16 protein-coding genes and 1 tRNA gene are annotated in these 14531 nt (G+C 59.9%); 8 read left to right on the top strand and 9 right to left on the bottom strand.

The window, feature by feature from the left end:
- Positions 1-55 precede the first annotated feature (55 nt).
- Positions 56-388 carry an arsenosugar biosynthesis-associated peroxidase-like protein gene (locus LF252_RS21070; RefSeq protein ID WP_226271572.1) on the top strand — a complete coding sequence of 111 codons (333 nt, stop codon included), beginning with the start codon at positions 56-58 and terminating at the stop codon, positions 386-388.
- Between the two features lie 93 nt (positions 389-481).
- On the top strand, positions 482-1528 hold the full coding sequence (gene arsS / locus LF252_RS21065) for an arsenosugar biosynthesis radical SAM (seleno)protein ArsS (protein ID WP_226271729.1): 1047 nt from the start codon (positions 482-484) through the stop codon (positions 1526-1528).
- Between the two features lie 330 nt (positions 1529-1858).
- Here the strand turns inward: arsS and arsB are convergent, their stop codons facing one another.
- The 5 genes from arsB to LF252_RS21040 are packed head-to-tail and all read right to left on the bottom strand — an operon-like array spanning position 1859 to position 5408.
- Positions 1859-2956: an ACR3 family arsenite efflux transporter gene (gene arsB / locus LF252_RS21060; RefSeq protein WP_226271571.1), complete on the bottom strand. Its 1098-nt coding sequence runs from the start codon at positions 2954-2956 to the stop codon at positions 1859-1861.
- An 18-nt stretch (positions 2957-2974) separates the two neighbouring features.
- A complete protein-coding gene (locus LF252_RS21055) occupies positions 2975-3469 on the bottom strand; it encodes a GNAT family N-acetyltransferase (protein WP_226271570.1) in 495 nt (164 codons plus the stop codon).
- A gap of 21 nt (positions 3470-3490) precedes the next feature.
- Positions 3491-4264, bottom strand: a complete 774-nt coding sequence (locus LF252_RS21050) for a metallophosphoesterase family protein (RefSeq protein WP_226271569.1) — start codon at positions 4262-4264, stop codon at positions 3491-3493.
- A gap of 60 nt (positions 4265-4324) precedes the next feature.
- Positions 4325-4789: a DUF6428 family protein gene (locus LF252_RS21045; RefSeq protein WP_226271568.1), complete on the bottom strand. Its 465-nt coding sequence runs from the start codon at positions 4787-4789 to the stop codon at positions 4325-4327.
- A 37-nt stretch (positions 4790-4826) separates the two neighbouring features.
- Positions 4827-5408 carry an ArsR/SmtB family transcription factor gene (locus LF252_RS21040; RefSeq protein WP_226271567.1) on the bottom strand — a complete coding sequence of 194 codons (582 nt, stop codon included), beginning with the start codon at positions 5406-5408 and terminating at the stop codon, positions 4827-4829.
- Between the two features lie 478 nt (positions 5409-5886).
- On the opposite strand from LF252_RS21040, the gene LF252_RS21035 reads away from it, so the two are divergent.
- On the top strand, positions 5887-6213 hold the full coding sequence (locus LF252_RS21035; protein WP_226271566.1) for a DDE-type integrase/transposase/recombinase: 327 nt from the start codon (positions 5887-5889) through the stop codon (positions 6211-6213).
- On the top strand, positions 6188-6421 hold the full coding sequence (locus LF252_RS21030) for an integrase core domain-containing protein (RefSeq protein WP_226271565.1): 234 nt from the start codon (positions 6188-6190) through the stop codon (positions 6419-6421). Before LF252_RS21035 ends, LF252_RS21030 begins: the two co-directional genes overlap by 26 nt.
- 153 nt (positions 6422-6574) lie before the next feature.
- Here the strand turns inward: LF252_RS21030 and LF252_RS21025 are convergent.
- Positions 6575-6648 (bottom strand) — tRNA-Asn (locus tag LF252_RS21025).
- A 65-nt stretch (positions 6649-6713) separates the two neighbouring features.
- Between LF252_RS21025 and LF252_RS21020 the strand changes: the two genes are divergently transcribed.
- A complete protein-coding gene (locus LF252_RS21020; RefSeq protein WP_226271564.1) occupies positions 6714-7103 on the top strand; it encodes a hypothetical protein in 390 nt (129 codons plus the stop codon).
- A gap of 212 nt (positions 7104-7315) precedes the next feature.
- Here LF252_RS21020 and pheS read toward each other — a convergent pair whose 3' ends face one another.
- On the bottom strand, positions 7316-8353 hold the full coding sequence (pheS, locus tag LF252_RS21015; protein WP_226271728.1) for a phenylalanine--tRNA ligase subunit alpha: 1038 nt from the start codon (positions 8351-8353) through the stop codon (positions 7316-7318).
- 286 nt (positions 8354-8639) lie between these two features.
- Between pheS and LF252_RS21010 the strand changes: the two genes are divergently transcribed.
- The 3 genes from LF252_RS21010 to LF252_RS21000 all read left to right on the top strand — a co-directional run bounded on the left by LF252_RS21010 (position 8640) and on the right by LF252_RS21000 (position 10378).
- The gene (locus LF252_RS21010) at positions 8640-9035 is read left to right on the top strand and encodes an invasion associated locus B family protein (protein ID WP_226271563.1); all 396 of its coding nucleotides are present in this window, start codon (positions 8640-8642) and stop codon (positions 9033-9035) included.
- A 113-nt stretch (positions 9036-9148) separates the two neighbouring features.
- Positions 9149-9490 carry a hypothetical protein gene (locus LF252_RS21005; protein ID WP_226271562.1) on the top strand — a complete coding sequence of 114 codons (342 nt, stop codon included), beginning with the start codon at positions 9149-9151 and terminating at the stop codon, positions 9488-9490.
- Positions 9491-9712: 222 nt separating this feature from the next.
- Complete coding sequence (locus LF252_RS21000; protein ID WP_226271561.1) at positions 9713-10378, top strand: hypothetical protein; 666 nt, start codon at positions 9713-9715, stop codon at positions 10376-10378.
- A gap of 81 nt (positions 10379-10459) precedes the next feature.
- On the opposite strand, the gene LF252_RS20995 is transcribed toward LF252_RS21000, so the two are convergent.
- Together LF252_RS20995 and LF252_RS20990 are read right to left on the bottom strand one after the other, a co-directional pair.
- Positions 10460-11737, bottom strand: coding sequence for a M16 family metallopeptidase (locus LF252_RS20995; protein WP_226271560.1), 1278 nt, complete (start codon positions 11735-11737; stop codon positions 10460-10462).
- 80 nt (positions 11738-11817) lie between these two features.
- A complete protein-coding gene (locus tag LF252_RS20990; protein WP_226271559.1) occupies positions 11818-14445 on the bottom strand; it encodes a SusC/RagA family TonB-linked outer membrane protein in 2628 nt (875 codons plus the stop codon).
- Positions 14446-14531 lie beyond the last annotated feature (86 nt).

Here is a 14531-nt window from a genome sequence, read left to right as displayed (position 1 = left end):
GCCTTCCGGCAATCTGGATTTTAGTCTTTCTTCGTATCTCAACTTAAACCCACGCATGGAATCGTACTACAACCCCGCCGACCTCAAGAAATTTGGCAACATCGGTGACTTTCAGAAGGAGTTTGCCGATAAATTTTTCGCCTACTACGGCGCCGTTTTCACCGAAGGGGCCCTCACGGCCCGCGAAAAATCACTCATTGCCCTGGCCGTGGCGCACGCCGTGCAGTGCCCCTACTGCATTGATGCCTATACCTCGGACACCCTGGAAAAGGGCTGCACCGAGCCCGAAATGATGGAAGCCGTGCACGTGGCCGCGGCCATCCGCGGTGGTGCCACCCTAGTGCACGGCGTGCAGATGATGAACAAGGTGAAAGACCTCTCGATGTAAAAGCGTAGCGCGGCTGCTCCGGCGCCGCGTGCCAACTGATTTCCACCCGGCCTACGCACGCCTACGCCGCGTACGCGCCACTTCTTTGCTATGATAAAATCCCTCAAAGCCACGGGCAACCAGCTCGCCGACCCGGCTTTTCAGCTCACCGTGCTGCGCCAGGAAGTGGTGGACGTGCTGCACCTGCCGCCCTTCCACATCAAGATGAAGGAAGTGGGCCTGTTCCCACTGCGGCCGGTGGCCCCGGCGGTGCTGCAGATCAACGTGGGCAAGATGTGCAACCAAGTGTGCAAGCACTGCCACGTGGATGCCGGCCCCGACCGCAAGGAAATCATGACCCGCGAAACGATGCAGCTCTGCCTCGATGCGCTGGCCGCCACCGACATTCCCACAGTAGACCTCACCGGCGGCGCGCCCGAGATGAATCCCGACTTCCGGTGGTTTGTGGAGCAGATTTCGGCCTTGGGCCGTAAGGTGCTGGTGCGCTGCAACCTCACCATCATCGTAGCCAACAAGAAGTACCACGACCTGCCCGAGTTTTTCAAAAAGCACGGCGTGGAAGTCGTCAGCTCACTGCCCTTTTACTCGGCCGATAAAACCGACCGCCAGCGCGGCGACGGGGTGTTCGACGATTCTATCCGGGCTCTGAAAATGCTGAACGCCGTGGGTTACGGCCAGCCCGGCACCGGGTTGGTGCTGAACCTAGTGTACAATCCGGCCGGCGCGTTTATGCCCGGCCCGCAGGTGGCGCTGGAGCGGCAGTTTAAGCAGGCCCTGCTCAAAGACCACGGCATTGTGTTCAACAGTCTGTTTGCTATTACCAACCTGCCGGTGAGCCGCTTTCTCGACTACCTGGTGGAGTCGGGCAACTATGCAGGCTACATGGAAAAGCTCGTGACGGCCTTCAACCCCGCCGCCGCCGCCGGCGTGATGTGCCGCGACACCATTTCGGTGAGCTGGGACGGGGGCCTCTACGACTGCGACTTTAACCAGATGCTCGACCTGCACGTGGCCAGCACCAGCCAGCACATCCGCGACTTCGACGCCGCAGCCCTGGCACAGCGCCCCATTGTGGTCAACCAACACTGCTACGGCTGCACGGCCGGCGCAGGCTCCAGCTGCGGCGGCACAGTGGCGTAGCGCGTTGCAATTAGGTTTTTGCAGAGTAGGGGTAGGGATAAAATTCTTTCAAACCCCCGTTGTAAAATACCGCCAGCGGGTATAAATCACGTCGGTTCCACCTGACGGGGTAAGGGTTGAAGTAGCTCAGGCTTCGCTTCTAACCTTGCGTCAGGCCGGAACAGACCGTGGTAGCGTACTACTTTGTCAATAATTTGCTCACTGCCCGTCAGTCGGCCCGAGCTTGGAAGCTAGACCTGCGCTGTTACTGGCTGCGGCAGGAGTTGTCGGTACCCGGCACCAAGGTGTTCTTTTTTTCAGGTATGTGGATAGGAAGTTATAATTACAGACTTATACTGGCGTAGCCACCGATTTGCCGCCGTACCAGCGGTGGCGGAACCAGAAGGCCAGGTTAACCAGCGCAATCAGGGCGGGTACCTCAATCAACGGGCCGATGACGCCTGCAAAGGCCTGGCCCGAATTTAGGCCGAACACGCCAATGGCCACAGCAATGGCCAGCTCGAAGTTGTTGCCGGTGGCCGTGAAAGCAATGCTGGCATTCTCGGCGTAATCGGCTCCCAGCCACTTGCCGGCCGCGAAGCTGAGCACGAACATCACTCCGAAGTAGATGGCCAGCGGCAGCGCAATGCGTAGTACGTCCAGCGGCACTTGCACAATGGTTGCACCCTTGAGGCTGAACATCACCACGATGGTAAGCAGCAAGGCAATGAGCGTGATGGGGCTAATGGCCGGAATGAACACTTGCTCATACCACTGATGGCCATTCAAGCGGCGCAGCACGGCGCGCGAGAGGAAGCCGGCGGCGAAGGGAATACCCAGGTAGATGAGTACGCTCTGCGCAATGTCCCCGATACCGATATGTACGGCATAGCCTTTCAGCCCGAAGTAGGGCGGCAGCACCGTGATAAACAGCCACGCCAACACTGAGTAGAACAGCACTTGGAAAATGGAATTGAGCGCCACGAGGCCTGCCGCGTACTCGCGGGAGCCGTCGGCCAAATCGTTCCAGACCAGCACCATGGCAATGCAGCGGGCAATACCAATGAGAATCAGCCCCATCATGTAGTCGGGCTTGTCGGGCAGTAGCCAGATGGCCAGCAAGAACATCAGCAGCGGCCCAACTATCCAGTTCAGGACCAGCGAGAGGCCGATAATACGGGTGTTGTTGAAGACCTTGGGCAACTCCTCATACTTCACCTTGGCCAGCGGCGGGTACATCATCAGGATCAGCCCCACGGCCAGGGGCACGTTCACGGTGCCCACGGAGAAGTAGTTCACCGCCTCGTTGATGCCGGGCACGAAGTAGCCTAGGCCCACGCCCAGGGCCATAGCCAGGAATATCCACAGCGTCAGTCCCCGGTCCAAGCCGGAGAGCTTCTTTTGGGCAAGCGCCGTTGGAAGCGGTGCGGGGAGGGATGGAGAAGACATACAAAAGGAGGATACCGGTTAAGCGACGCCCACGGTCGGACTGCGGCGTTCCATTTGCACCGTGTTGCGCCACACGCCCTGATGCTGACCAATTCGCTCTCGATGTCCAATAACCCGAAATCCAGCTTGGGTGTGCAGGCTAATACTGGCTGTATTTTCCTCGAAGGTTCCCGCCTGTAGCGTCCAAATGCCGTTCGCTTCGGATTCCTGAATTAACGCCTGAAGTAGCTGCCGGCCGACCCCTTGCCCCCGCGCTTCGGCGGCAACATAGATGCTGATTTCAGCCACCCCACCGTACACGCAGCGCCCCGACACGGGGGAAAGAGCGACCCAGCCGAGCACGCGGCCAGCATTATCCACAGCCACAAGACGACTGTGGCGTAAGTGCCCGATATCCCAAGCTTCCCATTCCGGTGCCTTGATTTCGAAGGTCGCATTGCCGGTAGCCATTCCGGCTTCGTAAATGGCGCGTACCTGCGGCCAGTGTGCCGCCGTCATGGGTTGCAGAGTCATAAGAACAAAGTGATTAGTTGGTTAATAGGCGTTGCGAAGCATGTGAGCGTATTCGTTAGGCAGTGGCGAGGCTTCCACCGCCTGCGCCGCTTTCTCCACGTCGTACTCCACCCGAATCAACTCCGAGCGCACGCTATTGGGGGCGGTTAGCGTGGTATTCTCATCGAGGTACAGCAACTGATACGCTGCCCGCGGGTCGCCGTCCTTGGGCTTGCCGACCGAGCCGATGTTCAGGGCGTGACGGTAGCGGGTTTCGCCCTCGCGCTCGTAGGCGAAGGTGCGGTGGTAGGGCTTGTGGGTATGGCCAAACAGCAGGATGTCAGCGTTGGCCTCGGCCAGTACGCGCAGGAAGCTGGTCTCGGGCCGGTCCTCAAAAAGGTACTCATTGATTTTGCGCGGCGAGCCGTGTACCATCAGCAAGCTCAGCGTACAGGGCTCCTCCTGGAAATCCAGGCGCATGTGCTTAGGCAGCAGGCGCAGGTAGCGCCGCTCGTCTTCGCCCACCGCGTGGTTAGTGTAGGCAATGCTCTGTGCGCCCAAGTCCTTCTCGGTGTCGGTTTTATAGGCGCAGCCGCAGTTGCTGCTGGCCAAGCCAATGCCCTGGTCGTAGTTGCCAGCCAAGGTGGGGATGCCGCGGCGGCGCACTTCGTTCACCACCTCGTTGGGCCAGGGCGCGTAGCCTACCAAGTCACCGAGGCAGAAAATCATATCGGGCCGGCGCTGTTCCATATCGGCCAGCACCGCCTCCAGGGCCGGCAGATTGCCGTGCACGTCGGAGAAAAAGGCAATCGTCATTGAATGAGAAGAAGGAATGGAGAACTCAACCGGTGCAACTCGCAAGAACCGGTTCTCAGCCTAGCAGCACCCGCCGCCCGGGGTGCAGCCGCCGGCCGCTTGTAGCTGGGGCAGTACGAATTGCTGGGCCGCCGGAATGCCGCAGGCATCCTGGGCCAGGCAGGCCGTCTGCTTCGTAGTCAGCACGAAGTCATTGCCTTCACGCGTCAGTCCAAACTTGCCGATGGTGGTTTGTTGGTATTCCACTTCAATATCTAGGTCGGCAGCACCCAGAATGCGCTGCGACAACTCCAGGATGTGCAGGAACTTCTGCGGAGCGAGGCGGTGGTCGTAGTCGCCGGCCTCCCAGAGCTGGAAATTGGCCACGGTTTCGCGGCGCTCCACCCCGCCGCAATCAATGAAATGCTTGCTCACCAGCCCAACTTCCGTTACGTGGAAATGGGCGGGCAGGTACTCGCCCGTGGGTAGGCGAAAATTGACGGCTTTGACTTCGGCCAGGGCCTGCTTGATTTCAGAGATTTTCATGGCATTGCTTCGTGAGGAGGGTAAAAAGGGAGTGAGCCTAACAGGCGCAGGTATCGTCGGGGCCGCAGACCGCTCCACTCGTGGCTTCCAGGAAAAAAGCGGTGAACTGCTGATGCACCTGTTGCAGCAACTCCGTGTTGAGGCAGTAGCAGATGGTGAGGCCTTCGATTTCGCCGCGTATCAAATCCAAGGCTTTCAACTCCTGCAGGTGCTGCGAAACGGTGGTGCGGGATAGGGGAAGCTCGGCGGCAATATCGCCGGAAATGCAAGTTTGCTTACTGGCCAGCAGCTGAATGATAGCCACCCGCGCCGGGTGGGCCAGGGCCTTGGCCACGCGAGACAGGTACTGTTGCTCTTCAGTGAAGGCTGCGGTTTTAGCGTAGGTCATTGTCGGGAGCTGGAAGAGGGGAGGTGAAGTAACGGCCGGGGCTGTGGTAGCCGCCAACAAATGGTTAAGTAGGGAGACGTGTTGATCAGTCGTTTGTAGCCGCTGCTCATCGCCACCGCCCGGCAGGCGGTTGTAGCCATCCTGGATTTGCAGGCGCAGGCTTTCTGGTACCAGGCATGCAGTGCGCACCACCCGTTCGAGCACAACGCGCAGCAATGGCTGAGCCGACATATCGGGGGGAGATATAGCAGCAGGTAGCAAAGCATGAAGTATGTTGTAAATATACGACATTGTATGAAGTATGTTCACGTTGCACCTGTTTTCTTCTTCGTATGCCGGTAGTTTTATACCAAACTTTCGATCAATTTCTTTAACGTGCTATTTATTCCGTTTTCTGAAAGGGCTTCTATCAGTAGTACCTGATAGCTATTCTGATAATGCAGCTGCTCAGCTGCGTGGTGTTGACCCAGTCCATAGGCTTAATTACAGGGTGGCGGTGAGTAGGTCTAGCGAGGCTGGGCAGGATAAGGACGTATTATCCCTTTGTCATGGCAACACGCACGCACGCACGCACGCCGGATAAGCGGCGCAAATACGACGACGCGTTCAAGGCCGAAACTTTGCGCACAACTTGCGGGCCCAGCCGCCGCGCTCGTTCGTGCCGCGCCCCACCGATTCGGGCCATGGCCGGCGCCTGGCCCCCCCCCGCTTGCTGAGCCCGCCGCGCCCCGCCGCCCCCGACCAGGTCTGGGTCGGCGACAGCACCTGCTTGCCCAAGCAAGGCGGCGGCTGGCTGTACCTGGCCAGCGGGCAGGACACCTGCTCACGCAAGGTCGTCGGCTGGGACGCGCGGGAGTCGATGCCCGAAGACCTGGTCAGCGAGGCCCTGCGCCGCGCGCTGGTGGTGGGCCCGCCGGCGGCGGGCCTGATCGTGCACGCCGAGCAAGGCAGCCAGTACACGGCCACCCGCTTCTGCCAGCCTGCTGGCTCGCCCCGGCGCGACGCCGAGCATGAGCCGACGCGGCACCTGCTATGACAACGCGCAGGATGAATCCTTTCGGAGCCGGCTCAAGACCGAGTGGCTCGACGGCGGCCGATTTCCCGGCTTGGAAGAAGCCCGCCCCGAACTCGCGCACTACATTGCCTGCTACAACGACGAGCGGCGCCACTCCGCCCTCGCGTACCGCTCACCCAACCACTTCGCAACCCAGCTTCAAACCACGTCCGATAAGTGTCCGGCTTAGCGGGACCACCTGATCCTAACCGTACCGGTTTTCAAATTGGTTTTCGTACCTCTACTGCCTTCAATGCCAGTCTGCCTAGGTTCCGAGAAGTAGCCTAGAATGGCCTAAAAACGAAGAAGCCCACCGATTATCGGCGGGCTTCTCCTGTTTGTGCGCTCCCTCCTGGGCTCGAACCAGGGACCCTCTGATTAACAGTCAGATGCTCTAACCGGCTGAGCTAAGGAAGCGGTTATGGCGGCGTTTTTTGCCGTTGCTGGTGCAATATTAGGGCAAACTTTCGGAAGCTGCAAACATGTATTTCGAAATTTTTTTGGCGATTTCTCTAATTGGTGATTGTCAAAGTGTTGCCGGAAAGTGCCGTGCTATATTGGCGGAGCGGCCGGCCCGCCGGCCCACCCTGCGGCTGGCCCTGCAGGCTAAACTGGGAGTTGCAGCAGGGGTCAACGAGCCGGAGGAAGGGCTCAATTTTTACCCGGGCACAGGTGTCGAGGGGTTGATACGGGCAGTTACGCTCGAATGCCAGGTAGCTGCTGGCATTTTGCCGCACCACAATAATGCCCCGCACGCCACCTTTTATGTACACGGCTCCATTATCGAAACGCAGGTTGCTGTTCTGCTGGTCCGTCAGAAACAACACTTCATTCACCGCCGCCAGCGGTATTTGCGGCTGAGCATCGCCTGAGGATGAACAGGCCAATAAGGCGCTGCCGCCTATTGCCAGCAAGCCGAGTGCAACTCCCGTCCGCAATACCTGAGACGCCATATGAGTAAGTGTAAGAGAATGTGAGGTGAAACGCCTACGCCGGCTAAATAGTGCGTGGTGGGAGTGGTAACAAACAAGCCGCTCTCAGGATATCCAGAAAGCGGCTTGGTGCAGATTAGCTAAGAGGAAGTCTACTGTACGCCTTCAAACTGCCGCAGGAAGCGGGCGTCGTTTTCGGTGAACAAGCGCAGGTCTTTAATTTGGTATTTGAGCATGGTAATGCGCTCAATACCCATGCCCCAGGCGTAGCCCGAGTACCGCTCCGAATCGATGCCAGACTGCTCCAGCACGGCGGGGTCTACCATGCCACAACCCCCAATTTCAACCCAGCCCGTGCCCTTGCAGATGTTACAACCCTTGCCTTTGCAAATCAGGCAGGTAATGTCAATTTCAGCGGAAGGCTCGGTGAAGGGGAAGAAGGAGGGGCGGAACCGCACTTGCATGTCCTGCCCGAACAGCTCCTGCACGAAGTAATATACCGTCTGCTTTAGGTCGGCGAAGCTCACGTTTTCATCCACGAACAGAGCTTCTACCTGATGGAACATCATGTGGGCGCGGGCCGATATGGCCTCGTTGCGGTACACGCGACCCGGCATAATGCTGCGGATGGGCGGCTTCTGCGACTTCATCACGCGCACCTGCACGGGGCTGGTGTGCGTGCGCAATACCCACTCGGTTTCGCCGGGCTCCCGGCGCACGAAGAACGTATCCTGCATGTCGCGGGCGGGGTGGTTCTCGGGGAAGTTGAGGGCGGTGAAGTTGTGCCAGTCGTCCTCAATTTCGGGGCCCTCGGCCACGTTGAAGCCGATGCGGGCCAGGATGCGCACAATTTCCTCGCGCACCAGGCTCAGCGGATGGCGGGTACCCAGCGCCTGCGGCACGGTGGGCAACGTGTAGTCAAAAGTAGGATCGGCGGGGGCATTGGCGCTGGCCGCTTCCAGCTCTTGCTGGCGCTCCTCAAACCGGGCCTGGGCTAGCTGCTTGAGCTGGTTTAGCTCCTGGCCCACGGCGCGGCGGTCTTCCTGCGGCACGGTTTTCAGCTGATCAAACAGATCGGCCAGTTGGCCTTTGCGGCCGGTGTAGGCAATCCGGAATTGGTCGAGCTGCTCGGCCGTGGTGAGGTCGTAGGCGGAAATTTCGGCCCGTACGCGGGCAATGGCGTCCTGCATCATACTGCAAAGGTAGCCCGATTATGGGTTGTTCTAAAGCACCAGACTCCGGCAGCAAATTTTTGGCTCAATTGGTAGCCAAGCTGTGTTGCCCCACCTGATAAACGGTCTGGTACAGCTATTTTAGGAGGTAGCGGGGACTTGATGAAAAGTTGGTACGGTTGCTGCAAAGACGACAAACACACCCGGCTTACTGTACTGAACGTGGGGCGCCACCCGTCAGTCGCCGATAGAGTGGCCTGCTGTGGAGCCGGCCGAGTCTTCCGCTTTTAACTCTACCCTTTCGATGAAACGGTTTCTCTCTGCTGTGGCCATAGCCGCAGCCTTCCTCAGTGCGCCCCAAGTTCAGGCTCAAACTACCAAAAAGCCGGCCGCAAAACCGACAAATACCAGCGTGGCGCCAGCTACCCGCGCTACTTCTGATGATTGGGGCTGGAACGACGCCGTGCCGGCGGATACTTCGGGCTGGGAGGTGCGCGGCGCAGAAACGGCCGCCACTCCCGCTGCTGCTGACCCAATGATGCAGTCGTCGGGGGTAATGCTGGCCCCAGGCATGAATACGGCTCCGTACCGGGGCGTGAGCACCGACTATAACGGCCGCCCGGTGCGCAAACCGGCTGCCGCTACCACCGTGGCAGCGCAGCCTGCTACCGACAACTCCACCATGGCCGCCGGCTGGTAACAGCAAGGTTGAGCTACGCTAAAAACTGCCCGCTCGGTACACCCACCAGCGGGCAGTTTTCGTATGCACCAACATACTGGCTGCCGGGGCAAGCGGTGCTCAGTGTGCTGTGTATGAAAACGATAGTGTACTGTATGGTAATAGCTGGTCTGACGTGGCTAGCAACCTCGGAAACGGCCACAGCTCAGCAAACCAAGCCCGGTACTCGTACCAAAGCGGCCTACCACCGCACGAGTAACCCCCGCAACCGGGCACGGGCCGGAGCCTACGCGCGCTACGACCGGAGCAACCGCCGCGACGAAGAAAATATGAAGCTGGCTCCCGGTTTTCGGCTGAATATGCCCAGCCCGCCCACCACCGACTACATGGGCCGGCCCTTGAAAAAGAAACCCGCCAAAACCAGTTCAACCACTATGTCGGCAGGTGGAAGCACTACCCCAGCACGGCGGCCATAAAAAACTGGGCGCTGTACAGACATATAATACCAAACTAATGAGCCTGTGCGTTTAAGGCGTGCTATGAGGTAACTGGCAAATAATGTGTTGGTTGTTGCTTTTTACCGCCTATTGGGAACTTCCTAGTTCAAGCTACGTTTGGGCAAAAAGTGTGGCGAGGGTTTCGGGCCCGCGCAGGGTGCCGTACCTTTGCGGTAAGAAGCTGCTTATTATTCTGTTCCAATGACTCGACAATTCCTCCCGCTACTTCTGTTAGGTGGCGTACTGATAGCCGCCCCGGCGGCAGCGCAAAAGAAAAAGGCCGACGATGGCTGGGGCTCTTCCGGCTCGGATGGTTGGGGCGCTCCTGCTCCTAAGCCTGCCGCCAAGAAGGCTACCACCACTACTACCAAAGCAGCTGCCCCGAAGGTTGAAGCTGCTCCGGCCGCTGCGCCAGCTCCGGCGGCTGCCCCGGCCGGCGGTGAGTGGGGTGCTAGTGGCAGCGCCGCTGGTGGCGGTGCGGCAGCTGCCCCTGCAGCGCCGTCTGCGCCTGAGCAACCTATTGGTGCCAGCTTGGCGCCGGGTTTCACGGCTGCTCCGTCGCGCCGCGTGACTACGGACTACCGGGGCCGGCCGCTGGCTCCCTACGTGCGCCGCTCTGTGCGCGCCTCCGACCCTGTACCGCCCACTCCGGCACCGGCCCCCATTGTAGCGCCCGAGCCTGAACCGGCTCCGGTAGCCGCCGAACCAGTAGCTGCCCCCAAAGCATCCGCCAGCGCGGCCGGTGCCTCGGCCGGCACTAAAGCTGGTGGTGCCACCGCTACCAAGAAAGCAGCAGCTCCCGTGAAAAAAGCCGCTCCTAAGAAAAAGGTCGACGACGGCTGGGGCAGCGGCGGCAGCGGCTGGTAATATTCGGCAGCGCAGTAACTATGTAATCAAAAAAGCCCGCCTGAATTGTTCAGGTGGGCTTTTTAGTGTTGAAGCTTCTACCTAAAGAATTTCCTCTTCCACGGCCGGTACGGGTTCGGCTACGGCTTGGGCCCGATAGTACAAGGTGCTACAGTTGGTGGGGCGCAAAATTTCCCGGGCGGCTTCCAGCACCTGAGCCGGCGTAACAGCCTGCACTTTGGCGCTTTCTTCATTTACCAGGTTTGCGTTGCCCAGCAGCTTGCTAAAGGCCAGGTTCATGGCACGGTTGAGCAGCTCAATCTCGCTGAACACAATGCTTACTTCCGCCTGGTTTTTTACCTTTTCCAGTTCCTCAGTGGGGATTTCGGCGGTTTGCAACTCGGCTAGCACGGTCTCCACGGCCGCGTCGGCTTCTTTCAGCGAAACCCCGGCGTTCAACTTGCCGCTCACCACCAGCAGGCCCGGCTCCAGGGAGCCCATCACCGAGGCGGAAATGGAGTTGAACAACGGCCGCTCCTTCACCAGCTGCTGGTACAGGCGGCTCGATTTGCCCCGGCCCAGCACGTCAGAAAGCAGGTCGGCGGCATGGTAGCCCGCCTCGGCCCGGCTGGGCATGTGGTACACTTTGTAGAGGGCCGACAACGGCACCTCGGCCGATACTTCTAGGAAGCGGGCTTCCTCCTGGCGCGGCTCCCGGGGCAGCTGCCGCTCATAGCGCGTGCCGCCCGGAATGGGGCCAAACCACTTTTCAGCCAGCCGTTGGGCCTCGGCCACGGTTACGTCGCCGGCTACTACCAGAATGGCGTTGGCGGGCGAGTAGTGCTTGGCAAAAAAGTCGCGTACCAACTGCATGCTGGCATTCTCGATGTGGCCGACCTCCTTGCCAATGGTGGCCCACTGGTAGGGGTGATGCTGATAGGCGAGGGGCCGTAGCTTGAGCCACACGTCGCCGTAGGGCTGGTTCAGGTAGTTTTGCTTGAACTCCTCTACTACCACTTTCCGCTGCACTTCCAGCCCGTTCTCGGAGAAAGCCAGGTTCAGCATCCGGTCCGACTCAAGCCAGAAGCCGGTTTCCAGGTTTGCGGCGGGCAGCGTGAGGTAGTAGTTGGTGATGTCGGGAGAGGTGAAGGCGTTGTTCTCGCCACCTACCAACTGCAGGGGCTCATCGTAGCTCGGGATGTTAATGGAACCCGAGAACATGAGGTGTTCGAACAAGTGGGCAAAGCCGGTATGGGCGGGGTCCTCGTCGCGGGAGCCTACATTATAGAGTACGTTGAGCACGGCCATGGGCGTGCTGTGGTCTTCGTGCACAATGCAACGCAGGCCGTTGTCAAGGGTAAATTCTTCGAAGTGAATCATGCAGGGGCGTCAGGGGTAGAAAAGCCGGGCGCGGCGGCAAGGTACATAACCGGCTGCCGGAATCAGAAGTTTCCGCTTGGTTACAGCGTGGCCCGCACGCCCACCAGCACGGTGCGGGCCACCGGATACGCCCCCACATCTAGCCCCGCCTGCTGGTTATCGGAGCCGGCCGAGCTGACGTTGGGGTCGTAGCCCCGGTACCGGGTGAACACCAGCAGGTTCAGGCCGCTTGTCCACAGCTGCACGCTGCGGGCCTCTTTCTCCCACACTTTGTAGCTGAACGTGACAGAAGACAGCCGCGCGTGGTTGCCGGATTGCAGCGTGTAGGTGCTGAAGGGTAGATTATAAGTGCCCGCTACGGGCACATCGGTAGCGGTATTGGTGGGCGTCCACCGGTCCAGTACACGGCGGGAAGCATTGTAATATCCCGTAGGTAACTCCAGTTTCTCCAAGGAGGTATTCTGCATCTGGTACCCAAACATGCCATCAACTTGCAGCTGCAGCTCGAACCGACTCAGGGTGAGCTGCTGGCTAAAGCTGAGCAGGCGTTTGGGTAGGCCGCTGCCTATGGGCTGAGAGTCCCCGTAGTTGCTCTGACCGTCGCCGTTGGTATCAACAAAACGGGGCTTCCCGGTAGCATCTACACCCAAGTAGCGTAGTCCGTAAAACGTACCAACTGGATAGCCGGAAAACGTGCGGGTATAAGGCGTGGGCAGGTAGGCCTCATTGGAAGTATACCGGTTGCGGTTGGCGGCCGCCGCCAGCCGGGTGCTGGCCTGTACCGGGCCGGCCTGCCACCGACCACTTAGCGTCAGCTCCAGCCCGGTGTTACGGAGGGAGTGGAGCTCGGACGTGCCCCGTGAACTGAGAGGACCGCCCACGTAAAATGTGCTGTTGGTGCGGCGGTGGTACGCCTGCACGGTAGCTGTCAGGTGCTGATTAAACAAATCCGCTTCAGTACCCGCATCCAGCTGTTGCGTTTGCTCAGGCAGGAAGGCGATTGTCTGCGGAAGATTTGCCTGGCCGGGTACCCCAATGCTGAACGAGTTGCGGCCGTAATTACCCGCTCCCGAGGTGCGGCCCCACCCCACCCAAGCATCCAAACGGGCAGGAGCCGAATTCCAGAAGTTTTCTTTGGCGGCGTGCCACAGTACTTGAGCGCCGGGCAGCCAGCTCCACCGGTCATCAAGTGCGAAAGTGCTGCTGCCGTCGCGCCGCAACGTGCCCTTCACTTGGTACTTCTCCGCAAAGGTGTAGCCCGCCGTGAGCTGGTAGAAGTTCATACCTGCTTTATCCAAGCTGCCGTTGCCGGATAAGGTAGTAGAGGGGGAGCCGGGAAAGTATCTGTACTGTTCCGTCGTGGTTTTGCGGTCTTGTCGCATGGCTTCCAGCGAGGCCGTGACAGCGTGCCGCCCGCCTCGCAGGTTGCGGGCGTAGCGCAAAGCCGGGTTTAGTACCAACTGCCGGTACGTGAAAAAGAGGTTGCCATTCTCGCCCCCCGGCAAGGTGGTATAGGCCGGCTGGTATGAGCGGCTACGCAGGGTGGCCCGCTCCAAATTACCGCGCACCTCCAGCGTGAGGCCGGTCGTCAGCTCGTAGCGTACCCCAAGCTGAGCCAGTAACCGACGTTGGGTGGGGCTCTGGTAACTCTGCCGGGCCAAGTCTGTTGGCAGCGTATAGAATTCTGGTCTGGGATTATCTGTTGATAATTGGACGGGTGGCCGGAGTAAGGCATTTTCCAGCGCGTAATAGGCTGGCACGCGCTGCTCCGTCTGGGCGAAGCTGGCGGTACCATCCAAGTGCAGATGCTGACCGATGCGCTGGTTGAGGGCGGCGCGGGCGGCGTAGCGGCGCAGGCGGGAGTTCAGCACCACACCCTGCTGGCCCAGGTAGTCGGCTGCCGCGTAGTAGCGGGTGGCGGCCGTGCCGCCCGCGAGGCCTAGGTGGTGCTCCTGCACGGCCGCCGTGCGCAGCAGCTCCGCCTGCCAGTCGGTACCCCGGCCCAGGGCCGCCAGCTGGGCGGCAGTATATGGGGCCGGTTGGCCATTGCGCTCCGCCGCCTCATTGCGCAGGGTGGCATACTCCCGGGCATCCAGCAGCTCGTACCGGTTTCGGGCCTGCTGGGCGCCGCCGTAGCCTTGGTAGCTCAGGCGCGGCTTGCCCTGCTTGCCCTGCTTGCCCCGTTTCGTGGTAATTTTGATAACGCCGTTGAGGCCTTGGGAGCCGTACAGCGCCGTTTCATAGGCTCCTTTCAGCACTTCCACCTGCTCAATATCCTCGTTGGGGATGCTCAGCAGCGGGTTCACATCCAGCTCCTGGGCTTCGGCGGGCACTACTCCGGTGAGGGAAGTAGCCCCGCCCGGCCGGAACGTGTGCTGGAACACCGGCACCCCATCCACCACGTACAGCGGCTGCGCGTTGCTGGCCAGACTAGCTGCCCCCCGGATTCGCACCGCCACCTGCGCCCCCGGTGCCCTCGAGTATGGCGTGGCCTGCACCCCGGCTACCTGACGGAGTTGCTCCTGGATGGGGAGGAGGGGGAGGATGCGGTTATAACTCGATAAATATTGAGCTGTTGGGCAGTAGGATTTGACTATTACGACTGAATCCTGTACTGCCACACTAGGCAATCTAACAGTGTCGGTCTGTTGAGCGAGGGCGGGAATAGAAAGCGGCAGCAATAGGCCGAGGGAGTAGAGTCGAATCATGCGGATAGGATAGGGTCGGGAATCGGGTCCCGAAGATAGATGCCGCTTGCCTGCCGATTCCACAAACCGGGGGCTATAATTTCCCA

It is taken from the genome of Hymenobacter pini (assembly GCF_020421205.1).
In the GTDB taxonomy this organism is placed as follows: Bacteria; Bacteroidota; Bacteroidia; order Cytophagales; family Hymenobacteraceae; genus Hymenobacter; species Hymenobacter pini.
The sequence above is the reverse complement of the archived record's forward strand: the minus strand, read 5'-3'. Positions and strand labels throughout refer to the sequence as shown.